The following is a 22,841-nucleotide window of genomic DNA, read 5'->3' on the forward strand; positions in this document are numbered from 1 at the left end:
ATGGTCAGGGAATGACCAGAACGGACACCATCCCGTCGACCGTGCACCGCGGGCTCGTCGTCCCCGCCGTGGCCTGGCTCGTCGCCGGGCTCGGCTGGCTCACCGGCGAGGCCGTCTCGGCGTCGGCCTGGCCGGGCTACAGCTACGCGACCAACTACATCTCCGACCTCGGCGTCCCCGACGTCGGCTCGTTCCAGGGCCGGGCGATCGACTCGCCGCTGCACGGACTGATGAACGCGACCTTCGTCGGCCAGGGGGTGCTGTTCGGCGCCGCCACGGTGCTCGCCGCCGTGCTGCTCCGGGGCGCGTCCCGCAGGGCCCGGGTGACGGCGGTCGTCCTCGGCGCGGTCCACCTGGTCGGGATGGTCCTGGTCGGGTCGTTCCACGGCAGCCAGGCGAGCACCGAGGACGGCACCATCGCGTTCCACGTGCTCGGCGCCGCGGCGGCGATCACGACCGGCAACGTCGTGGCGATCGTCGCCGCCGCGTCCGGCCGGCGCACCGGAGCCACCCGCGGGTACCGCGTGGCGAGCGCCGTGCTCGGGGTCCTCGGCCTCGTCGCCCTCGTGATGCTCGTCGTCGACTCGTCGACCAGCGCGGTCGACGTGTTCCCCGACGGGGTGTGGGAACGTGGCTCCGTGTACACGATCATCGCGTGGGAGGTGCTCACCGGCGCCGTCCTGCTCGTCGGGGCCGTCCGCCGCCGATCGGCGGAGCGCGCGTGACCGCCGGGCCCCGTCGTGGGCGTCCGTCGAGCGAGGACGTCGACCGGGACGTGCTCGACGTCGTCGCCGGTCTGATCGCCCGCCGCGGCATCAAGGACACCGCGGTGCAGGCCGTCGCCGACCGCTCGGGGTACTCGAAGGCGGGGGTCCTCGCGCGGTTCACGAGCAAGGACCTGCTCGTCGAGGCGGCGCTCGCCCAGTGCGCGGCGCAGACCGAGGCGGTGCTGCGGGCGGTGCGCGACCTGCCGGTCGGGCCCGCACGGGACGCGGCGGCGCTCGCCGGCATCACCGACCTCGCGCTGGCCCGACCCGGCTGGGCGGAGCTCGCGCTCGCCGCGTTCACCCTGCACCGCGGCGACGACGTCGGGACACGGCTCGTGCCGGTCGCCGCGACGCTGCTCGAGCTGTTCGGCACCGACCCCGGGGACCCCACGGCGACCCCGCTCGACCGTCGCGCCCGGGTGTCCGGGGCGTTCGGGGCGATCGTCATGCTCGCGCTGACGTACGAGGGCGACGCCTCGGCCGCCGAGGCCCGCCCGCACGTGCTCCGCGTGGCCTGGGACGCGCTCGGCCACGACGGCGGGTTCCCGGACGCGGCCGGCGAGGTCGGCCGGGTCGGCTAGGTCCGCTCGGACCGCGGCGGCGCGAGCAGCCACGGGCGGATCAGCTTCGTCACGAACGGCAGCACCCAGAACGTCATGATCGGGGTGAGCACGAGCGTCGTGACGAGCACCCGGGGCAGGATCGCGACGTGCGCGAACGCGGGGACGAGCCAGGCCATCAGGTACGTGAACGCCAGGTTCACCGGGAAGAAGCCGAGCCAGATGCTCACCGCCTGCTTCCACCGCGGGGGAGCGCTCGAGGCCGGGGCGTCCTGCGGGACGTCGAACCAGCCCTCGATGCCGGTGCGCCGCTCGACGCGGGACTCGACGACCAGGTCGCGGCCGAGGTCGAGCCAGCGGAGCCGGTCGTCGGAGTTCTCCCACGTGGCCAGGGAGTCGTGGTCGGCGAACCGGTAGAGCATGTGCCACTCGCGGCTCGTCGCGTGCGAGCGCACCCACCCCGAGCCGAGGAAGCCCGGGTAGCGGTTGGCCAGGTTCACCCCGGACTGCACCCAGCGGGTGACGTCGGGGATGCGGTCGGGTTCGACCAGCCGGGTGATGGACACGGTGACGGGCGGGCCGTTGAGCGCTCGTGGCGTCGGTGCGGCCCCAGGCTCTTCTGGAGTCATGGGACCAGTGTCGCCGACCCGTATTACCGGTTCGTGTCGACCGGGGTCGCGGCTCGGTAGGTTCGGGGCATGAGCGAGGCGGACGGCGACCCGAGGTCGACCGAGCGCGGGCGGCACGAGACGCCGACCGAACGGTGGGACCGGAACTGGGCGGACATCCAGCAGGAACTCCGGATCGTGCAGACCGGCACCCAGATCCTGGCCGGGTTCCTCCTCACGCTGCCGTTCCAACAGCGGTTCACGACGCTCGACGTCGGGCAGCGGGCGGTCTACCTCGTGCTGGTCGTCCTGGCGGTCCTGGTCACCGTCACGGCGTTGTCGGCGGTCGCGACGCACCGACTCGTGTTCCGGCAGCGACAGAAGCACGACCTGGTCCGGGTGGGCAACGTCATCCTGCTGGCGACGCTCATCGTGAGCGCCCTGCTCTTCGCCGGCACCGTGCTCTTCGTCTTCGACGTGGTCGTCGGGGATATCGGCGGCGTACTCGGCGGGGTCGCGGTCGCCCTCGGCACGGCAGCGCTGTGGGTGTCGGTGCCGCTCGCGGTCCGGCGGACTCGGCGCGACACCGACGACGACTAGCTGGCCTGCTTCTTCTCGGCCGTCGTCTTCTCGGCCGTCGTCTTCCCGGTGGTCTTCTCGGCCGGTGCCTTCTTGGCTGCCGGCTTCTTCGCCGGTGCCTTCTTCGCCGGTGCCTTCTTCGCGGGGGCCTTCTCGGTACCCGTCTTCTCGGTACCCGTCTTCTCGGTACCCGTCTTCTCGGTGCTCGTCTTGTCGGTGCTCGTCTTCTTCGCCGGGGTCTTCCGGGCCGGGGCCCGCTTCGTCGAGCCGGACGTGCCCGATTCGGAACCCGACGACGAACGCGAGGCGGACGACGAACGCGACCCCGAGCCTCCCGACCGCTTCTTGTCGACGGACGCACGCAGGGCGGCCATCAGGTCCAGGACGTCTCCGCCCTCGCCCTCGTCGTCCTCGTCGTCCTTCGCGCCGAACGTCTGCTCGGTGTCGACGTCGTCGCCGGCCTCGAGCTTGGCGTCGATGAGCTGCTGCAGTTCCTCTTGGTAGGAGTCGGTGTAGCGGTCGGGATCGAAGTCCGTCGACATGCTCTCGACGAGCGACGACGACATCTTCAGCTCGTTCGCGCTGACCTTCACCGAGGTGTCGAGTGCCGGGAACTCCGCCGCGCGGACCTCGTCGCCCCAGAGCAGCCCCTGCAGCAGGATGACGTCGTCGTGCACGCGGAGCACCCCGAGCCGGGTCTTCTGGCGCAGGGTGAACTGCACGATCGCCAGGCGGTCGGTGGTCGCCAACGTCTCGCGCAGCAGCACGTAGGCCTTCGGCGAGCGCGAGTCGGGCTCGAGGTAGTAGGTCTTCTCGAACATCATCGGGTCGACCTGCTCGACGGGCACGAACTCGAGCACCTCGACCTCGTGCGACTGCTCCTCGGGGAGCTGCCCGAAGTCGTCCGCCGTGAGCACGACGGTCTTCTCGCCGTCGTCGTAGGCGCGCTGGATGTCGGCGTACTCGACCTCGTGCCCGAACTCGCACACCCGCTTGTACCGGATGCGGCCCTTGTCCTCGTCGTGGACCTGGTGCAGGGACACGTCGTGCGTCTCGGTGGCTGCGTACACCTTGATCGGCACGTTGACGAGCCCGAACGCGATGGAGCCCTTCCAGATCGACCTCATGCGCTCATGATGCCCGGGTCCCGGTCGGAGCGCCCGGAGTGGTCGGGTCGTCCACAGGTCCGCGGTCCGGCGGAACCGTCCACAGATCCGGCCTCGCTGGACCGCGGAGCGGCCGACGCGAGCACGATGGGCGCATGAGCCAGCTCGACAAGCAGGACCCACGCGACCAGTTCGCCCGCCCGCCGTTCCCCGCGCAGACGCAGCAGGGGTCCGGCCTGGCCGGAGCGATGGACCCGCCGCCGGACCACGGCGAGACGACGTACCTCGGCACGGGACGGATGCGCGGGTACCGCGTCCTCGTCACGGGCGCCGACTCGGGCATCGGCAGGGCCGCGGCGATCGCCATGGCGAAGGAGGGCGCCGACGTCGCACTGAACGCCCTGCCGGAAGAGCGCGACGACCTCGAGCAGGTGCGGGACGTCATCGGCGACCTCGGGCGCAAGGCCGTGCTGCTGCCAGGGGACCTCACCGACGAGGCGTTCTGCGCGACCCTGGTGCGCGACGCCGTCAGCGAGCTCGGCGGGCTCGACTCGCTGGTGCTGGTCGCCGGTCACCAGCAGGTGCACGAGGACGTCACCGAGCAGTCGACCGAGGACTTCGACCGCACGATGAAGGTCAACGTGTACTCGCTGTTCTGGCTCGTCCGCGCGGCCGTGCCACACCTGGCGCCCGGCAGCTCCATCGTCACGACGAGCTCGGTGTCCGCCTACCAGCCGCAGGACCGGATGATCGACTACGCGGCGACCAAGGCCGCCATCATCACGTACACGAACGGCCTCGCCCGGCAGCTCGCACCGAAGGGCATCCGCGCGAACACGGTCGTGCCGGGGCCGGTGTGGACGCCGCTGCAGCCGATCAGCTACCCCGGCGACGAGATCGCGCACTACGGCGTGGGCACGCCGTTCGGCCGGCCGGCCCAGCCCGTCGAGCTCGGCGGCGCGTACGTGTACCTGGCCGGGCCGGAGTCGTCGTACACGTCCGGCACCACCCTCACCGTGGCAGGAGCGACCGGAGTGGCGTTGTGAGCCCGGCCGCCCGGAAGACCGTGGTGCTGGTGGGGGACCGTCGGCTCGCGCTGACGAACACCGACAAGGTGCTCTACCCCGAGACCGGCACGACGAAGGGGCGGGTGATCGAGTACTACGAGCGGGTCGCGCCGTGGATGATCCCGCACGTCAAGGACCGCCCGGTGACGCGCAAGCGCTGGGCGAACGGCGTCGGCGACAAGGTCTTCTTCGAGAAGAACCTGCCGGACTCCGCGCCGGACTGGGTCCGCCACCACACGATCCACCACACCGAGCACGACAACGAGTACCCGATCGTCGACGACCTGCCGACCCTGGTGTGGATGGCGCAGCAGGCGGCGCTCGAGCTGCACGTGCCGCAGTGGCGGTTCGGTCCCCGCGGCGGGCAGCAGAACCCGGACCGGCTCGTGCTCGACCTCGACCCGGGCGAAGGGGTCGGGCTGCCGGAGTGCGTCGAGGTGGCGCTCGCCGCCCGCGAGATCCTGCACGGCATGGGACTCGACCCGTACCCGGTCACCTCGGGGTCGAAGGGCATCCACCTGTACGCCGCCCTCGACGGTCGCTCCACGACGGCGCACGTCTCGGACGTGGCGCACGAGCTGGCGAAGGCCCTCGAGACGGACCTGCCCGACCTGGTGCTGTCGTCGATGAGCCGCGCCGAGCGCACCGGCAAGGTCTTCGTCGACTGGTCGCAGAACAACGGCAACAAGACGACGATCGCCCCGTACTCGCTGCGCGGCCGTGACCGGCCGACGGTCGCTGCACCCCGCACCTGGGCGGAGCTCGAGAAGGCGGGACTCGCGCAGCTCACCCTGGACGAGGTCCTCGAACGCCTGGAGGCCCGTGGGGACTTCCTGCACCCGGTCGCCTCCGCCTCGTTGGCCGTCGGGCGGGACGACCACGGTCACTGGGACAGCGACCGGACCGAGCGCGCGAACGATGCCGAGCAGCCGGCGCGCGACCGGCTCGCCGCCTACCGGGCGAAGCGTGACGCGTCGAAGACCCCGGAACCGGTGCCGGCGGGCGCGCCGACGGTGCGGAAGGACGGCACACCGACGTTCGTCATCCAGGAGCACCACGCCACGCGTGACCACTACGACTTCCGGCTCGAGCACGACGGCGTGCTCGTCAGCTGGGCCCTGCCGAAGGGTGAACCGACGGACCCGGGCAAGAACCACCTGGCGGTGCAGACCGAGGACCACCCGCTCGAGTACGGCTCGTTCGAGGGCACGATCCCGCACGACGAGTACGGCGGCGGCACGGTGACCCTCTGGGACGACGGCACCTACGAGCTCGAGAAGTGGCGCGAGGGACAAGAGGTCATCGTCACGCTGCACGGCCGCGCCGGCGGCGTGCGACGGCTCGCGCTCCTGCACACCCGCGGCCGGGGTGGGGGCGACGAGAAGAACTGGCTCATCCACCGCACGAAGGAGCAGCCGGACCGGGCGGCGGACGGCGCCGGCCGACCGACCGACCGGCGGGGCGACGCGGCGCACGACGGAGCGGACGCCGGGCACCGCGACGGACGGCGGCGGATCACGGGGGCTGCCGCTGCCGACACCCCGCCGTCCGACCGTCGGACGATGCAGGCGACGGCGGCCTCGGGCACGCCGCGGCTCGACCCGGCGGACTGGGCCTTCGAGATGAAGTGGGACGGCGTGCGGGCGCTCGCGACCGTGCGCGACGGGTCGGTGACCCTCCGCAGCCGCAACGACAACGACCTGACCGCGCAGTACCCGGAGCTGCAGGAGCTGGCCGAGCGTGCCGGGGTCGACGGGGTGTTCGACGGCGAGGTGGTGGCCGTCGACGAGCGCGGGCGACCGTCGTTCCAGCTGCTGCAGAACCGGATGGGTCTGACGAAGGCGCGCGAGGTCCGCGCCGCGCAGGAGACGACACCCGTGCGGTTCCTGCTCTTCGACGTGCTCGAGGCCGACGGGCACGAGCTCACGCGACTCGGGTACGACGCCCGCCGGCAGGCGCTCACCACCGTCGTCGAACCGGGTGGGGCGATCGACGTGCCGCCCGCGGTGTCGGGTGACCTCGACGCGGTGATGGCAGCGTCACGAGAGCAGGGGCTCGAGGGGGTCGTCGCGAAGAAACGGTCGTCGCGGTACGCCGAGGGCCGCCGGTCCGAGGCCTGGCTGAAGCTCAAGCACCACGCCGCGCAGGAGGTCGTGGTCGGCGGCTGGCGCCCCGGGAACGGGCGACGGGCCGGCGGCGTCGGCTCCCTGCTGCTCGGCGTGCCCGGGCCCGACGGCCTGCAGTACGTCGGCCGGGTCGGCACCGGGTTCCGCGACCGCGACCTCGCCGAGATCGCCGCGGTGCTGCGACCGCTCGCCCGCACGACGTCGCCGTTCGTCGACGTGCCGGGCGTCGATGCGCGCGACGCGCAGTGGGTGACGCCGAAGCACGTCGGCGAGGTCGAGTTCGCCGAGTGGACCGGTGACGGCCGTCTCCGGCAGGCCTCCTGGCGCGGCTGGCGCCCCGACAAGGACCCGGAGGACGTCACGCGCGAACCCTGAGCCCGCGCACGGATGCGTTCGCATGGGGTCCGCCGTCGGCGAACTTCCGTCCCCCGTCCGGGCCCTCGGCGGGGGACGATCACGGTGCACGCCTGCTGCGCAGACGCCCGGCGCTGTTACGGTCGCCGGGACGAAGGGGCACCGCGATGAGTTCGAGCAAGTACCTGCCGCCGTACGACGCCGAGGAACGCGTGGCCGTCGCGACGGACGCCGAGCCGACGGCCGAGGCGTCCGGCGAGCGCACGGACCCGATCCCGACCCCGGTCCCGGAGGTCACGTACGCCGACTTCCTCGTGGACGAGGACGACTGACGAACCCGTGCCGCCACGCAGGCCCGCCGGAGCACGGTGGGGCAATGAAGAACGGCCCGTGCGTCGGATCAGGGAGCGCACGGGCCGCCGGAGCGTCGTGACCGACCGTTCAGGGGCGGCCGGCCACGACGCGCTCGCACCAGGCACGCTGACGCGCACCTGGTAGGCACGAAACTAAAGACGTGACGACGACCCGATTCGTCACGCTGACGACCGAGATCCGTGATGAGGAGCCGCCCGTGGCGAGCGACGAGTCCCTGTCCGCGCTGACCGACGCCTCGCTCGTCGAACGCAGCGCCGACGGTGACACCGCGGCCTTCGGGGTGCTCATCCGGCGCTACGGCCCGCTCATGCGCGCGTACGCCGCACGCATCCTCGGACACGGGGACGGCGAGGCGGACGACGCCGTGCAGGAGGCCGCGCTGCAGGCCTGGCAGCGGATCGACCGGGTCGAGGACCCGGACCGGGTCCGGACCTGGCTGTTCCGGATCACGGCGAACAAGGCCCTCGACCGGTTGCGTCGACGGCACCCGCACGCGGACCTGGAGGCCGTGGTCGACTCCGCCTCGGAACAGGCCGTCGACGAGGTGGTCGCCACGCGGCTCCAGGTGCAGGAACTCGCGCGTATCGTTCAGGCTCTCCCGGACGCGCAGCGCGCGGTCTGGGTGATGCGGGAGATCGGTGGCGCACCCTACGCCGAGATCGCCGAGGCAACGGGGCTGACGGCGACGAGCGTACGGGGGCTGCTGGCGCGGGCCCGCCGCCGGGTGATGGAGCAGATGGAGGTGTGGCGATGACCGACGACACCGACGACCGTCACGGCGCCTTCACCCTCGACGAGCTCTCCGAGTACCTCGACGCCCACCGTGACCCGTTCCGCCCCGACATCGAGGGCGACCCCGACGCGGTCAGCGCCCTGGAACGGCTCGAGGCGCTCCGCTCGGCGTCGCGCGAGCTGCTCGACCCGGGCACCGACGGTGACGAGGACGAGCCGTGGATCACCTCGGTCCTCGCGGCGATCCGGACGACGGCGCACGCCGGCCGGGACATCCCGGTGCCCGACGACGACCCGGCGTCGGACCTCGTGGTGACCGAGGGCGCGCTGCGCGGCCTCGTCCGGAGCCTCGGCGACGCGTTCCCCGGCGTGCTGGTCCGTCGGACCCGGTTCACCGGCGACCTGACCGTGCCCGGGGGACCGGTCGACGTTGAGGTCACCGTCGTCACGACCATCGACGCGTCCGTCCCCGAACGGGCCGACGCGCTCCGCGCCGCGATCGCCGAGGCGCTGCGGACGCACGCGCCCTTCACCGTCCGGACCCTGGTGGTCCGCGTCGCCGACGTCATGACCGGGGGCACCCCGTGAGCGCCGACCTGCGGGCAGCGTCCCGCACGCTCACCGCAGCGGTGCTCGCCGTGCCCGGGGTGCGGTCGGTCGTGCCGCCCGGGCCGGCGCTCGCGACGCTCGTCCGTGACGTCCGGACGGCCCTCGACACACCGCGTGACGGCGCAGCGGTGCTCGTCCGACAGGGCGACGACGGACCGGTCGTCCGTGTCGTCGTGACCGTCGACCGCGGGCTCCCGACGACCGCGGTGCTGCGGGAGGTGCGGGACACGGTCCGGACGACCGTGGTGGACGTCCTCGGCGGACCACCGGCGCACCTGACCGTCCGGGCCGTCGAGATCGACTGAACGCCGGAGCGCCGGGCCCGTGAAAGGACCCGGCGCTCCGGTGGTCGGTCGGTGTCAGGCGGCGGGAGCCGGCCCGTCGGCGGGTTCGGCGTGGTCGGCCACGGGCGCACCCTCGTCGACGAGGGTGTCCTCCTCGGGCTCGACCACGTCGGCCGCCGCGGCCTTCGCGTCGTCGATGGACTCCTGCGCGCGGCGGAGCATGGCGTCGTCTGCTGGCTGGTCGCTCATGCGCCGGAGACTACGCGGGCGTGCCTGTGTCGGCGTCCCGGCGGCGACCGTCGAGCGGTCCGCCGAGGCGGCGCGGGTCGGCACGGTGCGGCGGCTCGAAGTCGACCGCCGAGGTGGGAGCCGGGCTGGACGGCATCGGCGGGGCGGCCGGCGTGCCGAAGGCATCCGCGGCGTCGAGCACCGCACGGGTCGCCGCCGCGGCGGTCCGCAGGGCGTCGGCGATCGGCATCGCCCGGTGTGCCGGCGTGCGCACCTCGACGCCCCACGGCTCGTCGAAGCCGAGGTCGCGGACGGTGCGGACGAAGCCGGGCAGGTCCCACGCGCCGGCCCCCGGCAGGTACCGGGCCTGCTGGGACTCCTGCGCCAGGGTCATGCCGGACGGGGTGTGCAGCAGTCCGTCGCTCAGCTCGACCGCGGCCAGGGTCGCGGGCGCGACGCCCTGCCGGATCGAGGCGAGGGTCGACCCGCCACGCAGGGCGTGCATCGCGTCGAGCAGGAGCCCGCCGTTCGGGTGCCCGGCGCCGGCCACGAACCGCGAGGCACGTTCGACCGTCGGCAGGTTCGACCACGGTTCCGGTTCGAGCACGAGCTGCGCGCCGACCGTCTCGGCCTGTCCGGCGAGGGCGACCCAGTCCTCGGCCATGGCGACCGGTGAGGCTCCGGGCAGCGAGGTGTCGGCCCGGACGACGACCTGCCACGCGCGGAGCGAGGCCGCGGCCTCGAGCACGACACCGCGGTCGGCGACGTCGTCGGCGGTCCGGCTCGCGCAGGTCCACCACCGGTCCAGCGGACCGAGCTGCACCCAGACGATGCCCGCGCCGTCGAGCATGCGTCGCAGCTCGGCGAAGCCGGTCGTCGCACGGACCTCGTGCAGGTCGTCGAGCGACAGCGACAGCCCGGCGAACCCGGCCGCGCCGACCGCGTGCACGCGGTCCCGGATGCTCTCGTCGCCCGCCCACGTCCACGACGTCGCCAGCAGATCGTGTTCCAGCACGGCGTACCTCCGTAGTCCCGGAACAGTGGCGGCCGCGTCGTTGCGGTGCGCTGCCCCGTGTCCGTCGACGTCCCGATCCCCACCCGACGTCGAGACCATGGGTACGCCTCGCGGCTGCGAACGCTCCCAGCGCGTCGTCACACGCCGGACACGTGCATCAGACGATCCGGGTGTGGACCGCTCCGACCCCGGCGATCGTGCCGTCGAGCACCTGACCGCGGCGGAGCACGCCGACCCCCTCGGGCGTGCCGGTCATGACGAGGTCACCGGGAGCGAGCGCGACCGACCGCGAGAGGGCCGCGATCGTCTCCCCGACGGACCAGATCTGATCGGCGAGGTCGCCCGCCTGCCGCAGGGCGCCGTCGACGCGCAGCTCGACGGCGCCGGCCGAGGGGTCGACGCCCGCGGCCGGGGTGATCGCACCGATCGGCGCCGACGCGTCGAAGCCCTTCGCGGCGTCCCACGGGCGGCCGAGCCGCTTCGCCTCGGCCTGCAGGTCGCGACGGGTCAGGTCGAGCCCCACGGCGTAGCCCCAGACGTGGTCGAGCGCGTGCGCTTCCGTGATGTCGGCCCCGCCCACGCCGATCGCCACGACGAGCTCGACCTCGTGCTCGAGCCGCTCGGTCGCCGGCGGGTACGGGGTGTCCGCGCCGTCGACGACGACCGCGTCGGCCGGCTTCGAGAAGAAGAACGGCGGCTCACGGTCCGGGTCGTGGCCCATCTCACGCGCGTGCGCGGCGTAGTTCCGTCCGACGCAGAAGACGCGGCGCACGGGGAACCGCCCGCCGGTGGTCGTCGGGACGGTCGGGAGGCCCGGGGCCGGGATCACGAGGTCGGTCACGATCCCAGCGTGGCAGTCCGTGGCGTCGCTGTCAGCCCTCGCCGGAGGACGCCGCGTACCGCAGGCGCCGTGCGCGAGCGCGCTCCTGCCGTCCGCGCCGCTCGGTGCGCACCTGTCGGAGTGGCTCCTCGGCGCCCGTCGCCCGCACGAGCGGCCCGTGGTGCGACGCACCCATCCCGTCGTCGTGCACCCACGATGACGGGACAGGACCGGCCCCGCGGTGGCGGTGACCGGTCCTGTGGAGCGTGGGGCGGACCTCCCGACCGTGGACGACCGGACCCGGGGCGGAGGCGACCCGTCAGTTGCCGGGTGCCGCCGACTCCGTCTCGCCCTCGCCCGGGTCACCGCCGGTCCCGCCGGACGCAGGCTCGTCCTGCGGCCAGCCGGAGAACTCCCACCCGTCGACCGAGGGGTGGTCCTCGCCCTTCGTGTAGGCGTGGGTCCGGGCCGCCTCGCGGGCGTCCGTCAGCGTCGCGAGCAGGTCGGCGTGCGCGTCGGCGTCGACCCGCGTCAGTGCGTCGTGCGCGAGCGCGAACCGGTCCATCTCGTTGCGCATGAGCATGTCGAACGGCGACGTGGTCGTCCCGCGCTCGAGGAACCCGTGCACGTGCAGGTCGTCGTGCCCGTTCCGTCGGTACGTCAGCTGGTGCACGAGCGACGGGTACCCGTGGAACGCGAAGACCGCGGGCGTCCCCGGCAGGAAGAGCTCGTCGTACCGGTCGTCCGGGATCGGGTGCTCGTGCTTGCGCGGGTCGCCGAGGGCGAGCAGGTCGACGACGTTGACCACGCGGACGCCGACGCCCGGGGCGTGCCGCCGGATGATGTCCACGGCCGCGATCGCCTCCACCGTCGGGACGTCGCCGGCGCAGGCCATCACGACGTCGACCCGGCCGACGGTCTGCTCGGTCCCGGCCCAGTCCCAGACCCCGAGGCCGGCGGCGGCGTGCGCGACCGCGTCGTCGAGGGACAGGAACACGGGTTCCGGGTGCTTGCCGGCGACGATCACCTCGATCCGGTCCGTCGTCTCCATCGCGTGCGCGGCGACGGCGAGCAGCGTGTTCGCGTCGGCCGGCAGCTTGATGCGGACGAGGTCCTGCTGCTTCGACGCGACGACGTCGAGGAAGCCCGGGTCCTGGTGGGAGAAGCCGTTGTGGTCCTGCCGCCACACGTGCGACGACAGCAGGATCGACAGGTTCGAGACGGGGGCGCGCCAGTCGATGTCCGTCGCGGACTCGAGCCACTTCGCGTACTGGCCGACCATCGAGTCGATGATGTGGGCGAAGGCCTCGTACGTGTTGAGGATGCCGTGGCGGCCGGACAGCACGTAGCCCTCGAGCATCCCCTCGAGCAGGTGCTCGGACAGGACCTCGGTGACGCGGCCGCGGGCGGACAGGTGATCGTCGTCCGGGGACCGCTGCGCCCGCCACACGCGCGAGGTGACGTCGAACACGGCGTCGAGCTTGTTCGAGATCGTCTCGTCCGGTCCGAACAGCCGGAAGGACGACGCGTTGCGGCTGATGAGCTCAGCGACCCACGGGCCGAGGGTGCCGGTGGCCGAGGCCGTCGACCCCGCCTCGACGCCGTACGGCTCGAGCGACGGACGGTCGAGCGCGGTGCGGATGCGACCGCCGTTCGCGTGCGGGGTCGCGCTCATCCGGGTCTCCCCGGTCGGCCGGATCGACGTGAGGATGCCCGTGGGGTGGCCGGCGTCGTCGAGCAGCTCGTCGGCACGGTAGGACCGCATCCACTCCTCGAGCTGTGCGCGGTGTGCATCGTCCTCGCGCACCGCGGGCAGCGGCACCTGGTGCGCGCGGAAGGTGCCCTCGACGCGCTCGCCGTCGACCTCCTTCGGACCGGTCCAGCCCTTCGGGGTGCGGAGCACGATCATCGGCCAGCGCGGGCGGAGGTCCGCGGCACCGGCGGGCTGGCCGGCGGCTGCACGCTCGGCCTGGGCGCGGGCGGCGGCCTGGATGTCGTCGATGCTCGCCAGGGCCCGACGCAGTGCGCCCTCGAACAGGGCGTGCACGGCGAACGGGTCGTCGTCGACGCGGCGGGAGTCGACGATGAGCGGCTCGTAGCCGAGCCCGCGGAAGTACGCGGTGAGGTCGGCCTCCGGGATGCGTGCGAGCACGGTCGGGTTCGCGATCTTCCACCCGTTCAGGTTGAGGATCGGCAGCACCGCACCGTCGGACACCGGGTCGAGGAAGGTGTGCGCCTGCCACGAGGCGGCGAGCGGACCGGTCTCGGCCTCGCCGTCACCGACGACGCAGGCGACGACCAGGTCCGGGTTGTCCAGTGCGGCGCCGTACGCGTGCGCGAGGGAGTAGCCGAGCTCGCCGCCCTCGTTGATCGAGCCGGGCGTCTCGGGCGCGGCGTGCGACGGGATGCCGCCGGGGAACGAGAACTGCCGGAAGAAGCGCTGCAGGTCGTGGTCCGGGTACAGCTCGCCCCACGTGCCGTCGAGCCAGGCGTTCGCGTTCATCGCCGGGCCGCCGTGGCCGGGGCCGCACACGTAGAGGAACTGCCGACCGGTGTCCGCGATCACCGCGTTGCAGTGCGCGTACACGAGGTTCAGGGCGGGCGAGGTGCCCCAGTGCCCGAGCAGTCGCGGCTTGACGTCGGAGGGCTCGATCGGCCGCTCCAGCATCGGGTTGTCCAGCAGGTAGATCTGCCCGACCGTGAGGTAGTTCGCGGCTCGCCACCAGGCGTCGATCGCCCGGAGTCGGTCGGTGGAGTGGATGTGTGCTGCGGCCATGCCCCCACGGTACGAACCCGGTGGTCGGAGAAGCCCAGGAAAAGTTCCCCCAATCCGTTCCGCGCGGGGTACCGAATCACTTGCACAGGGCAAAAGCCCAGGGCGCTCTCCGGTCTCGAACGGCCGGTGTTCAGCGTACGCACAGAAGCATTCGTTCGGCCCCCGGCCGGAGTGCCCCTCAGAGCAAAGGATCCACATCATGCGCAAGAGCCTCAAGACCAGCATCACCCTCGCCACGACCGGCGCTCTCGTCCTCGGTGGCGCGGCGTTCGGGATCTCCTCCGCCCAGGCCGCGACCCCGAACGTGCAGACGGTGTCGTCGTCGGAGTCGAAGGTCCCCGCACCGGTCGCGTCGGTGCCCGAGGTCCTCGGTGGTTCCACCGCCGTGAAGCTCGACTCCGGCTTCACCGACGCCCTCACCGCCCTGAAGCTCACCCCCGGCGTCTCGGGCGATGCGACCCTCGCCGACGGGTCGGTGTCGTTCCCGATCACGGCCGGTTCGGTCACGTACTGGTCGCCGGACGGCAACTACCGCCCCTACGTGCAGGGCCTGCTCAACCACGACGACTCCGGCCTGACCCTCAAGGCCGGCGACACCACCGTCACGCTCGAGAACTTCGTCGTGAACCCGGGCTCGTCCAAGCTCTACGGCGACGTCCTGGTCAACGGCAAGGTCGCCGCGTCGAACGCGTACCTGTTCGAGCTCTGGGGCGGTTCGCTCAAGCCCCTCCAGCTCGAGGGCGACAACGCCATCCTCACCGGCACCACCGTCCACATCAGCGAGGACGCTGCCGGCCTGCTGAACAAGACCTTCGGCACCGACGCCGTCAAGCGCGGCCTCCTGGTCGGCACCGCCACCATCACCGCCCAGATCAAGTAACACCCCCGCACCACCACACCACCACGAAGGGCCGCCCCGGGCAACCGGGGCGGCCCTTCCGCGCGCCCCGGGGCGGTGGTTTGCAGGTGCTGTTCCGCGCGTAGGTAGTCGTTCCGCGCATGGTGTGACGTTCCGCGCGTAGGAAGCCCGACGTTCCGGCCACCAACGCGCGGAACACCTTCCCATCCCACGGGCGATGGGAAGGAATATCCACCCGAACCCTGCGCACTCCGGGACCACCAGCACGCCGTGACGGTCCCGGTTCCCGACACCCGGACCCCACGAACCATGACCGTCAACGACCAGATCGTGTCACCACACCCCGGCTCCGACGACGGTTCCCGCTCCAGCATGCTGCACGACCGAGCAGCAGCAGCAGCGGCGGGCACATCTGCATCAACGGTTGCCGGTCCTGGTTCCCGAAACCCGGACCCCACGAACCAAGACCGTCAATGACTAGATCGTGTCACCACGCCCCCGGCTCCGCCCGGCGAACCACGACTGCGACGACGGTTCCCGCTCCAGCGTCTGCACGGCCGAGCAGCAGCAGCGGCGGGCACGTCTGCATCGACGGTTGACGGTCCTGGTTCCCGAAACCCGCTCGTCGCGAACCAGGACCGTCAGCACCGTGGGCTCGCCGGTCCCGAGTATCGCGGCCGTCGCCTCACGCCACGACGGACCGCCACCGCAACACCGCCAGGCATCCCGCGCGTGGTGAGACGTTCCGCGGGTCGGAGTCACTCGTTCCGCCCCCCTCCGCGCGGAACAGCTACCCATCCCACGTGCGATGGGAACGGACACGCGCCAGCCTCCACCGCGTCTCAGCGGCGCCGGCGCCACCACCGGCGCGGGCGGGCCTCCTGCTCCGCGGCGGCACGGGCGGCCGCGGCCGCGGCGTCGGCGGCCTGCCGCTCCTGCCGGCGCTCGAGCCAGGCGGTGATCTCGGCGTCCACGTCCCGCAGCGGGGTGACGACCGGCGGGCCGCCGAGGAGCTGGCGTCGGGCCTCCTTCACGCGGGCGTTGAAGTCCTCGAGGACGTCGCGTACGTCCGACTCGATGCTGAGCGCGTCGAGGGCGTCGTCGAGGCCGGCGTCCTCGGTCCGCAGGGCGAGTGCGGGCGGGGCGATCCCCCGGATGTCCTCGCGCTCGATCTTCTGCCGGATCCACCAGTCCGGGTCGTGGCGGCCGTCGTTCGAGGGCAGGGGCTTGCCGTGGTACGGGTTCCCCTCGAAGACCCCCCGTCGCTCGGCTTCCTCGACCCGGGCGCGGGCGTGCGCCGCGACGTCGGCCGCCTGGAGCAGCCGGCGTTCCTCGCGCACCTCGTCCGGGTCGAGCGTGCCGCGCTCGATCTCGCTGTCCACCAGCTGCTGGTAGCGGTAGCGGGCGGCCCGGCGCAACCGGTCCATCCGTGCATCGACGTCGTTCATGGCCGTTCCATGATCACTCGGACGAGCGTTCCTCGCCAGCGACCTCCTCGATGGTCAGCGCTGCCTGGATGAGCGCCAGGTGTGACAGCCCCTGCGGGATGTTGCCCATGAAGGAGCCGTCCTCGCTGATCATCTCGCTGAACAGGCCGACGTCGTTCGCCTGGCCGACCATCTCGTCCATGAGCGTGCGGGCGTCGTCGGTCCGGCCGGTGCACGCCATCGCGGCGGCGAGCCAGAACGAGCACGCGACGAAGGGCGACTCCTCTTCGTCCATGCCGGAGTACCGGTAGACGAGGGGGCCGCGCTGCAGCTGGTCCTCGATGGCGCGGATGGTCGAGGCCATGCGCGGTCCGCGGTCGAAGGCGCTCATCGCGTGGAGCAGGATCGAGGTGTCGAGCTTGTCGCTGCCCTCGTACATGACGTAGTGGCCGAGCTCCTCGTTCCACCCGTGCTCGGCGACCCACTGCTCGATGAGCTCGCGGTTCTCGGACCACTTGTCACGCGGGCCGTCGATCATGCCGGCGTCGTGCAGCTCCACGGCGGCGTCGAGCGCCTGCCAGCAGCCGATCTTGCTCGAGACGTAGTGCTGGGTCTCCTCGAGCTCCCACATGCCGGAGTCGGGTTCCTCCCACCGGTGGCACGCGTCGTCGGCGAGCTCCTGCAGGACCGAGGCGGTCTTCCGGTCGAGGACGTTGCCGGCGCGGACGTACTGGCGCAGGATCTCGAAGACGTCGCCCCAGACACCGAGCTGCAGCTGGTCGCCGGCCCGGTTGCCGACGGTCACGGGGCCGATGCCGCGCCAGCCGGGCACGTCGCGCTCCTCGACGTCGTTGCTCTTCGAGCCGTCGAGGCCGTAGAAGATCGGCATGTCCTCGTCGTGCTGCGCGATGGTCTGCATCACCCACGAGACGGCGGCGTGCGTCTCCTCGCGCAGGCCGAAGCGGGTCAGGGCGTGCACCGTGTACGACAGGTCGCGCACCCACGCGAACCGGTAGTCCCAGTTCTTGCCGCCGGTGCGGTCCTCGGGCAGGCTCGTCGTCGGCGCCGCGGCGATCGCGCCGGTGGGCGAGAAGATGAGCAGCTTGAGGGCGAGGGCGCTCCGCTGCACCGCTTCGGCCCAGGGGCCGTCGTAGGAGAACTCCTCGGACCACGTCGCCCAGTTGGCGATCGTGCGGTCCATCGCCGCGAGCGCGCTCTCGGGCTTCGGCATGAAGATCGGTTCGTCGTGCGTGCCGACGATCGTCAGGATGTGCTTCGACCCCTCGGTGGTGCTGAAACGGCCGGAGAACCGCGGGCCGTCGTCGTGCACCGGTTCGAAGCCCTGCTCGACGATCGCGATGGTGATGCCGTCGATGCCGATGACGGCACCGTTCCCGGTGTCGAGCCGGCGGGGTTCGGTGGTGTTGAGCAACGTGCCGGGCACGACGGCCCACTCGAGCTCGACCGTGCCGTCGACGCCCTGCACGCAGCGGGCGACCTCGGCCCACGGCAGCCGGCCGGCGACACCGGTCACCATCGCGTCGGTCACGGTGACGGTGCCGGTCGGGGTGGTCCAGGTGGTGACGAGCACGTTCGTCCCGGGCAAGTACTCGCGGGACACCTCGGCGTCGCCGACGGGCCGGAGTGCGACGTGGCCGCCGTGCTCGGCGTCGAGGATGCTGGCGAACACCGGCGGCGAGTCCATCGACGGGATCGGCAGCCAGTCGATCCGCCCGTCGAGCGCCACGAGCGCGACGGTCCGCCCGTCGCCGATCGCGCCGTAGGAGCGGAGCGGGACGTACCCGTCGGTGCGCTCCTCGTTGTCGGTCGCGTCGGGGGTGTCTCGCGTGCGCTCGGTCATGCTCCCAGAGTGCCCGCGGCCCCGGCCCGACCATCAGGCGGGCGTACCCCGCTGTCCGGAGCGCGAACCGAGCCTCCCGGCCGGCCCCGGCCGCGCGAGGGCGGAGCCGGGCCGACGCCGTACCCACGCAGCACCGACGCCGCCCCGCTCCGCAGCCGGAGCCGGGCCGACAGCGCGACGCCGACGCGCAGACGGAGCAGGACCGACGGAACGGAACGGGACGGGCGTCAGCCCTGTCCGGCCGACCCGACGAATGCCACCAGGCGTTCGAGCAGTGTCCGCCGGAACGGGACGGAGGACCAGCCGTGGTCGGCGTCCGGCACGGCGGTGAACGTCGCGTCCGGCAGGACGTCGGCGTAGCGCTGGCCGTAGCGGAGCGGCACGATCTGGTCGGCGGTGCCGTGCACGACCTGCGCGGGGCCGGTGTACCGGTCGACCGTCGCGTAGACGTCGAGGCCGGCCGTGACCTCGTCGAGGAAGGCCGTGCCGAGCGCTGTGCCGCCGAAGTCGAACCAGCCCTGCTCCCGGGCGGGGGCGAGGGGCTGACCCTGGATCTCGTCGTGCTCGACGATGTCGTCGACGACGACCCCTGCCGGGGACCAGAGCGTCAGCGTCGCGACGAGGTCGGGCACGCGGCCCGCGGCGATGGCGGACTCGACGGCACCGAGGCTGTGCGCGACGACGTGGACCGGCCCGCGGGCGTCCTGCGCGGCGGCGGTGATCATCGCGACGACCTGCTCGACCTCGTCGCCGATGGTGACGTCGAGGAACTCGCCGTCGCTCGTGCCGTGGCCGAGGCGGCTGTACGAGCGGACGGTGACGCCGTGGTCGGCGAGGGTGCGGGCGGTCTGCACGAAGAGCTGCTGGCCGCCGGTGTCGGTGCTCCCGAAGCCGTGCACGAGCAGGGCGACGGGGGCCAGGCCCTCGTTCGGCACGCTGCCGAGCTGCCAGCCGCGGAGCGTGCTGCCGCGGTGCTCGAGGGTGATCGGGACGAGGGTCGGCATCAGTTGCTGCGGTCCGCGAACCCGGTGGGCAGGTCGCCCGGGGCGGTGTCGACGACGGTCTCGTCGTCCTCGCCGACGTGCTCGAAGAGGGTGATGTGGGCGAACTCGGGCACGACGTAGATCGGGTAGGTGGGGCCCTGGTCGCGGTACTCCCGCATGCGGTCGAGGTGGTCGTTCTGGAACAGGACGGTCTTGCTGCCGTCCTCCTCGACCCAGTGCGGGAAGAAGATGGTGCCGTGCAGGACCCGCTCGCCGGGGACGACGGTGACGACGACGCTCGTGCCGGTCGGTTCGTTCCACGACACCTTGTAGACGCCGGCGGTGAGGGTGACGAGGTCGACCTGCTGGTCCTTGACCCAGCGGCCGCCGACCATGCCGGTGTGGATGCGGTAGTCGATGGTCGTGGCGTTCTTCACGTACATCTCGTACTGCCAGCCGTTGGCGTACGTGTAGATGAACCGGTGGCCGACGATGCCGGAGAGGTCCTGCTCGGGAACGGGGTGCTCGACGCTGGTGGTGATGTCCATGCACTCGAGTTTGCTCCCGAAGTGCGTTTGTTGCAAGCGTACTTCCGGTGACTACCCTGTGAACGTGGACGAACGACCGGACCGACCCGACCTGCCGCAGGTGGCGCGGCGGCTGAGCGCGGAGATCGGGCCCTTCCGCCGCACGCTGCTCGTGACAGCCCGGCGGTCGGTCGCCCTGCCGGACATCCCCGACGCGCAGATCGAGGTGCTCCGGCGACTCGACGACGCGGGTTGGTCGAGTCCGACGGCGCTCGGCCGGGCGCTCGGGCTGGCCCGCTCGACGGTGAGCAACCTCGTCGCGGCGATGGAGCGGGACGGTCTGGTGGACCGGCGCCTCGCGCAGGGGGACGGCCGGAGCACCGAGGTCGGCCTGACCGACCTGGCCCGACGGCGACTCGCCGACTACGACGAGTCCGCCGAGCGGGTGCTCGTCGACGCGATGGCGTCGCTGTCCGCCGACGACCAGCGCGCGCTCGCGGCCGCGGTGCCGGCGCTCGGTCGGTTGCGGGCCCGGTTGGACGAGCACAGCGCAGGCTGAACAACGCGTCCCGGGCGTGTCGCACTTGTGCACCCCGGGCGTGTCGCACTATTGTCGTGCTCCTGCCGGTCGGCTCCGACGCCGCCCGGCAGCGCCGTCGGGCCGACACCGGACCGACGACACCGCCCGCCCCGGGCACCACCGGAAGGACCGCGCATGCGCGCCGTGCAGCACAACGAGAACCGCGTCGAGCTCCAGCTCGCCGCGGGCAGTGTGCTGCGCGAACAGCAGCAGCTCTGGTCCCTCCGCTATCCCGCGTAGGCACGCGACGTCACCCGACGCCCCGTGCCCACCCGGCCCGGGGCGTTCGTCTGTACTGCCTCCTGCCGTCCGCCACGTCCGGCGACGACCAGGAGGCCCGGCGTGCGACCGTCTCGGACCGTCACCACGACCGTCGACACCCGTCGACGACCGTCGACACCTGTCGACGGCAGTCGGCACCCGTCGACGAGACCGTCACGAAAGCGAGACGACACCATGGAGAAGATCACCGACCGGCTGCTCAGCTGGGCCTCGATGCTCGAGGACAACACCGAGCAGCAGGCCCGCACCACGGCGCGCATGCCGTTCGTGTTCCCGCACCTGGCACTCATGCCCGACGCACACCTCGGCCTCGGGGCCACCGTGGGCTCGGTCATCCCGACCCTCGGCGCGGTCATGCCGGCGGCCGTCGGCGTGGACATCGGCTGCGGCATGATCGCGGTCCGGACGCAGTTCACCCGGGGTGACCTGCCCGACGACCTGCAGGAGCTGCGCGAGCAGATCGAGCGCGCGGTCCCGCTGTCCGCCGGTGCGTCGAACCGGAAGATCGTGGCGACCGCCGCGCCCCGGATCGCCGAGCTCGAGGCGATGGCCGAGACCGCCGGGTTCGACCCCGACGGCGTGCACGGCGGCTGGCGCAACCAGCTCGGCACGCTCGGGTCCGGCAACCACTTCATCGAGGTCTCCCTCGACGAGGAGGACCGCGTCTGGCTGTTCCTGCACTCCGGCTCCCGGGGTGTCGGCAACAAGATCGCGCAGCGCCACATCAAGGTCGCCAAGCGGATGATGGAGCGCTGGTGGATCCAGCTGGCGGACCCCGACCTGGCCTACCTGGTCGAGGGCACCCCGGAGTTCGACCGGTACATCGCCGAGCTGCGGTGGGCCCAGCACTTCGCGCTGCTCAACCGTGAGGAGATGATGGACCGGGTCGTCCGGCAGCTGTCCGAGGTCGTCGGCACGCCCGTCGACGAGCAGGAGCGGATCAACTGCCACCACAACTTCACGCAGCGTGAGACGCACTGGGGCAAGTCCGTGTGGGTCTCGCGCAAGGGCGCGATCCAGGCGGCGGCCGGTCAGCTCGGCCTGATCCCCGGGTCGATGGGGACCGCGTCGTACGTGGTCGAGGGGCTCGGCAACAAGCCGTCGCTCGAGTCCTCGCCGCACGGCGCCGGGCGGCTGTTCTCGCGGAGCGCGGCACGCCGGACGTTCACGCACGACCAGCTGCGCGAGGCGATGGTCGGCATCGAGTACCGGGACACCGACGCGTTCCTCGACGAGATCCCGGCCGCGTACAAGCCGATCGACCAGGTGATGGCGGATGCGGCGGAGCTCGTGTCCGTCCGGCACCCGGCCGGCTCCACCACCCGACGCCGGCGGACAGACCGGCCCGCGTCGGGCACGCTTGACGGGATGAGCGACACAGCAGAACACGCCGCCCGCGAGACCGGCCGGCAGGTCCGACGAGCAGCGGACAGCCGGTGGTTCGAGCTGACCGCCCGGGCCGGGTTCGTCGGCAGCGGCATCGTCCACCTGCTGATCGGGTACCTGGTGGTCCTGCTCGGCGTCGGCAACGCGTCCTCCGGCGGCGACACCGACCAGTCCGGTGCGCTGGAGCAGCTCGCCGCGGTGCCGGGCGGGGTGGTGCTGCTCTGGCTCATCGCCGTCGGCACGGCAGCGCTCGCGCTCCGGCTGGTCGTCGAGGCGGTCGTCGGCGGCCGCTCGGACAGCACCCGCGGGTGGCTCGCCCGGGTGAAGGACGCTGCCAAGGCCGTCGTCTACGGCGTCATCGCGTACTCGTCCGCGTCGTTCGCGCTCGGTGCCGGGTCGAGCTCGAGCAGCTCGAGCAAGAGCGCCGCGGCCACGGCGCTCGCCACCCCCGGCGGTGTGTTCCTGCTGCTGCTGGCCGGCGCGGTCGCGGTCGCGGTCGGGATCGGCCTCGTGGTGCAGGGGTGCCGCCGGTCGTTCCGGAAGCAGCTCACGTCGCCGCCGGCGTCCCTCGACCGCACCGTCACGGTGCTCGGCGTCGTCGGCTACGTCGGCAAGGGCGTCGCCGTGGTGGTCGTCGGGGTGCTCATCGGCGTCGCGGGGCTCCGCAGCGACCCCGACCAGGCCACGGGTCTCGACGGGGCGTTCGACGCGCTGCGGTCGATGCCCGGCGGGGTGTTCGTGCTCGTCGCCGTCGGCATCGGCTTCCTGGCCTACGGCGTCTACAGCTTCTTCCGGGCCCGGTACGCCCGACTCTGATGTGCTGGTGCCGCTCGCCTCCTGCTGGGGGGATGAGAAGACGGAGCCGGTGCACCTGGGGTGTACCAGGTCCCGGCTCCTGCGGTGTCCGGGCTGTGCGCACGGGCGGACGGC

General features: G+C 72.4%; 22 protein-coding genes and 1 pseudogene. 13 read left to right on the top strand and 10 right to left on the bottom strand.

Annotation, left to right across the window (positions count from 1 at the left end; all coding sequences use genetic code 11):
• The first annotated feature begins 11 nt into the window (after positions 1 to 11).
• Positions 12 to 725 (top strand): DUF998 domain-containing protein, encoded by a 714-nt coding sequence (locus tag DEI99_RS01350; RefSeq protein WP_111041665.1) that lies wholly within the window; start codon positions 12 to 14, stop codon positions 723 to 725.
• Complete coding sequence (locus tag DEI99_RS01355; RefSeq protein ID WP_181434425.1) at positions 722 to 1,348, top strand: TetR/AcrR family transcriptional regulator; 627 nt, start codon at positions 722 to 724, stop codon at positions 1,346 to 1,348. The genes DEI99_RS01350 and DEI99_RS01355 overlap by 4 nt, the downstream gene beginning before the upstream one ends.
• On the opposite strand, the gene DEI99_RS01360 is transcribed toward DEI99_RS01355, so the two are convergent.
• Positions 1,345 to 1,956: an antibiotic biosynthesis monooxygenase gene (locus DEI99_RS01360; RefSeq protein ID WP_111041663.1), complete on the bottom strand. Its 612-nt coding sequence runs from the start codon at positions 1,954 to 1,956 to the stop codon at positions 1,345 to 1,347. The genes DEI99_RS01355 and DEI99_RS01360 overlap by 4 nt on opposite strands.
• 69 nt (positions 1,957 to 2,025) lie before the next feature.
• On the opposite strand from DEI99_RS01360, the gene DEI99_RS01365 reads away from it, so the two are divergent.
• Positions 2,026 to 2,535 (top strand): DUF6328 family protein, encoded by a 510-nt coding sequence (locus DEI99_RS01365; RefSeq protein ID WP_111041662.1) that lies wholly within the window; start codon positions 2,026 to 2,028, stop codon positions 2,533 to 2,535.
• On the opposite strand, the gene ku is transcribed toward DEI99_RS01365, so the two are convergent.
• The gene (gene ku / locus DEI99_RS01370) at positions 2,532 to 3,641 is read right to left on the bottom strand and encodes a non-homologous end joining protein Ku (protein ID WP_111041661.1); all 1,110 of its coding nucleotides are present in this window, start codon (positions 3,639 to 3,641) and stop codon (positions 2,532 to 2,534) included. The genes DEI99_RS01365 and ku overlap by 4 nt on opposite strands.
• 134 nt (positions 3,642 to 3,775) lie before the next feature.
• Here ku and DEI99_RS01375 point away from each other — a divergent pair, with 134 nt between their 5' ends.
• The 6 genes from DEI99_RS01375 to DEI99_RS01400 all read left to right on the top strand — a co-directional run bounded on the left by DEI99_RS01375 (position 3,776) and on the right by DEI99_RS01400 (position 9,188).
• On the top strand, positions 3,776 to 4,666 hold the full coding sequence (locus DEI99_RS01375; RefSeq protein WP_111041660.1) for an SDR family oxidoreductase: 891 nt from the start codon (positions 3,776 to 3,778) through the stop codon (positions 4,664 to 4,666).
• Positions 4,663 to 7,188 (top strand): ATP-dependent DNA ligase, encoded by a 2,526-nt coding sequence (locus DEI99_RS01380; protein WP_111041659.1) that lies wholly within the window; start codon positions 4,663 to 4,665, stop codon positions 7,186 to 7,188. The genes DEI99_RS01375 and DEI99_RS01380 overlap by 4 nt, the downstream gene beginning before the upstream one ends.
• A 146-nt stretch (positions 7,189 to 7,334) precedes the next feature.
• Positions 7,335 to 7,499: a hypothetical protein gene (locus DEI99_RS01385; protein ID WP_181434424.1), complete on the top strand. Its 165-nt coding sequence runs from the start codon at positions 7,335 to 7,337 to the stop codon at positions 7,497 to 7,499.
• Between the two features lie 182 nt (positions 7,500 to 7,681).
• On the top strand, positions 7,682 to 8,296 hold the full coding sequence (locus DEI99_RS01390) for an RNA polymerase sigma factor (RefSeq protein ID WP_258369373.1): 615 nt from the start codon (positions 7,682 to 7,684) through the stop codon (positions 8,294 to 8,296).
• Entirely contained in the window at positions 8,293 to 8,862 is a 570-nt protein-coding gene (locus DEI99_RS01395) for a hypothetical protein (RefSeq protein WP_146247105.1), read from the top strand. Before DEI99_RS01390 ends, DEI99_RS01395 begins: the two co-directional genes overlap by 4 nt.
• A complete protein-coding gene (locus DEI99_RS01400) occupies positions 8,859 to 9,188 on the top strand; it encodes a hypothetical protein (protein ID WP_111041657.1) in 330 nt (109 codons plus the stop codon). The genes DEI99_RS01395 and DEI99_RS01400 overlap by 4 nt, the downstream gene beginning before the upstream one ends.
• Positions 9,189 to 9,242: 54 nt before the next feature.
• Here DEI99_RS01400 and DEI99_RS01405 read toward each other — a convergent pair whose 3' ends face one another.
• From DEI99_RS01405 to DEI99_RS01420, 4 genes are all read right to left on the bottom strand, one after another.
• Complete coding sequence (locus tag DEI99_RS01405) at positions 9,243 to 9,416, bottom strand: hypothetical protein (RefSeq protein WP_181434423.1); 174 nt, start codon at positions 9,414 to 9,416, stop codon at positions 9,243 to 9,245.
• Positions 9,417 to 9,426: 10 nt separating this feature from the next.
• Complete coding sequence (locus DEI99_RS01410; protein ID WP_181434422.1) at positions 9,427 to 10,410, bottom strand: sugar phosphate isomerase/epimerase family protein; 984 nt, start codon at positions 10,408 to 10,410, stop codon at positions 9,427 to 9,429.
• A 157-nt stretch (positions 10,411 to 10,567) separates the two neighbouring features.
• Positions 10,568 to 11,251, bottom strand: coding sequence for a fumarylacetoacetate hydrolase family protein (locus tag DEI99_RS01415; protein ID WP_071254133.1), 684 nt, complete (start codon positions 11,249 to 11,251; stop codon positions 10,568 to 10,570).
• A gap of 298 nt (positions 11,252 to 11,549) precedes the next feature.
• Positions 11,550 to 14,006, bottom strand: a complete 2,457-nt coding sequence (locus DEI99_RS01420) for a phosphoketolase family protein (protein ID WP_111041655.1) — start codon at positions 14,004 to 14,006, stop codon at positions 11,550 to 11,552.
• Positions 14,007 to 14,205: 199 nt separating this feature from the next.
• Between DEI99_RS01420 and DEI99_RS01425 the strand changes: the two genes are divergently transcribed.
• Positions 14,206 to 14,886 (top strand): hypothetical protein, encoded by a 681-nt coding sequence (locus tag DEI99_RS01425; protein WP_111041654.1) that lies wholly within the window; start codon positions 14,206 to 14,208, stop codon positions 14,884 to 14,886.
• Between the two features lie 821 nt (positions 14,887 to 15,707).
• Here the strand turns inward: DEI99_RS01425 and DEI99_RS01430 are convergent.
• The 4 genes from DEI99_RS01430 to DEI99_RS01445 all read right to left on the bottom strand — a co-directional run bounded on the left by DEI99_RS01430 (position 15,708) and on the right by DEI99_RS01445 (position 19,684).
• Positions 15,708 to 16,313 carry a DnaJ family domain-containing protein gene (locus tag DEI99_RS01430; RefSeq protein ID WP_111041653.1) on the bottom strand — a complete coding sequence of 202 codons (606 nt, stop codon included), beginning with the start codon at positions 16,311 to 16,313 and terminating at the stop codon, positions 15,708 to 15,710.
• Positions 16,314 to 16,326: 13 nt separating this feature from the next.
• A complete protein-coding gene (locus DEI99_RS01435) occupies positions 16,327 to 18,153 on the bottom strand; it encodes a glycoside hydrolase family 15 protein (protein ID WP_111041652.1) in 1,827 nt (608 codons plus the stop codon).
• A gap of 227 nt (positions 18,154 to 18,380) precedes the next feature.
• Complete coding sequence (locus DEI99_RS01440) at positions 18,381 to 19,157, bottom strand: alpha/beta hydrolase (protein WP_111041651.1); 777 nt, start codon at positions 19,155 to 19,157, stop codon at positions 18,381 to 18,383.
• Entirely contained in the window at positions 19,157 to 19,684 is a 528-nt protein-coding gene (locus tag DEI99_RS01445; protein WP_111041650.1) for a phenolic acid decarboxylase, read from the bottom strand. The genes DEI99_RS01440 and DEI99_RS01445 overlap by 1 nt, the downstream gene beginning before the upstream one ends.
• 64 nt (positions 19,685 to 19,748) lie before the next feature.
• Here DEI99_RS01445 and DEI99_RS01450 point away from each other — a divergent pair, with 64 nt between their 5' ends.
• The 3 genes and pseudogenes from DEI99_RS01450 (at position 19,749) to DEI99_RS01460 (ending at position 22,727) form a co-directional block, all read left to right on the top strand.
• Positions 19,749 to 20,222 (top strand): MarR family winged helix-turn-helix transcriptional regulator, encoded by a 474-nt coding sequence (locus DEI99_RS01450; RefSeq protein WP_258369371.1) that lies wholly within the window; start codon positions 19,749 to 19,751, stop codon positions 20,220 to 20,222.
• 477 nt (positions 20,223 to 20,699) lie between these two features.
• Positions 20,700 to 21,830, top strand: a pseudogene (locus tag DEI99_RS01455) (RtcB family protein); the annotation flags it as partial.
• A gap of 63 nt (positions 21,831 to 21,893) precedes the next feature.
• Positions 21,894 to 22,727: a DUF1206 domain-containing protein gene (locus DEI99_RS01460; protein ID WP_258369381.1), complete on the top strand. Its 834-nt coding sequence runs from the start codon at positions 21,894 to 21,896 to the stop codon at positions 22,725 to 22,727.
• Positions 22,728 to 22,841: the final 114 nt, after the last annotated feature.

Origin of the sequence: Curtobacterium sp. MCLR17_036 (assembly GCF_003234445.2) — a bacterium.
Lineage (GTDB): Bacteria > Actinomycetota > Actinomycetes > Actinomycetales > Microbacteriaceae > Curtobacterium.

Excerpts from the sequence above, each read along its gene's own strand:
- DEI99_RS01445 (WP_111041650.1), bottom strand. The coding sequence starts at position 19,684 with ATGGACATCACCACCAGCGTCGAGCACCCCGTTCCCGAGCAGGACCTC.
- DEI99_RS01360 (WP_111041663.1), bottom strand. The coding sequence starts at position 1,956 with ATGACTCCAGAAGAGCCTGGGGCCGCACCGACGCCACGAGCGCTCAAC.
- DEI99_RS01435 (WP_111041652.1), bottom strand. The coding sequence starts at position 18,153 with ATGACCGAGCGCACGCGAGACACCCCCGACGCGACCGACAACGAGGAG.
- DEI99_RS01425 (WP_111041654.1), top strand. The coding sequence starts at position 14,206 with ATGCGCAAGAGCCTCAAGACCAGCATCACCCTCGCCACGACCGGCGCT.
- DEI99_RS01375 (WP_111041660.1), top strand. The coding sequence starts at position 3,776 with ATGAGCCAGCTCGACAAGCAGGACCCACGCGACCAGTTCGCCCGCCCG.
- DEI99_RS01365 (WP_111041662.1), top strand. The coding sequence starts at position 2,026 with ATGAGCGAGGCGGACGGCGACCCGAGGTCGACCGAGCGCGGGCGGCAC.
- DEI99_RS01395 (WP_146247105.1), top strand. The coding sequence starts at position 8,293 with ATGACCGACGACACCGACGACCGTCACGGCGCCTTCACCCTCGACGAG.
- DEI99_RS01385 (WP_181434424.1), top strand. The coding sequence starts at position 7,335 with ATGAGTTCGAGCAAGTACCTGCCGCCGTACGACGCCGAGGAACGCGTG.
- ku (WP_111041661.1), bottom strand. The coding sequence starts at position 3,641 with ATGAGGTCGATCTGGAAGGGCTCCATCGCGTTCGGGCTCGTCAACGTG.
- DEI99_RS01460 (WP_258369381.1), top strand. The coding sequence starts at position 21,894 with ATGAGCGACACAGCAGAACACGCCGCCCGCGAGACCGGCCGGCAGGTC.
- DEI99_RS01440 (WP_111041651.1), bottom strand. The coding sequence starts at position 19,157 with ATGCCGACCCTCGTCCCGATCACCCTCGAGCACCGCGGCAGCACGCTC.
- DEI99_RS01430 (WP_111041653.1), bottom strand. The coding sequence starts at position 16,313 with ATGAACGACGTCGATGCACGGATGGACCGGTTGCGCCGGGCCGCCCGC.
- DEI99_RS01350 (WP_111041665.1), top strand. The coding sequence starts at position 12 with ATGACCAGAACGGACACCATCCCGTCGACCGTGCACCGCGGGCTCGTC.
- DEI99_RS01405 (WP_181434423.1), bottom strand. The coding sequence starts at position 9,416 with ATGAGCGACCAGCCAGCAGACGACGCCATGCTCCGCCGCGCGCAGGAG.
- DEI99_RS01420 (WP_111041655.1), bottom strand. The coding sequence starts at position 14,006 with ATGGCCGCAGCACACATCCACTCCACCGACCGACTCCGGGCGATCGAC.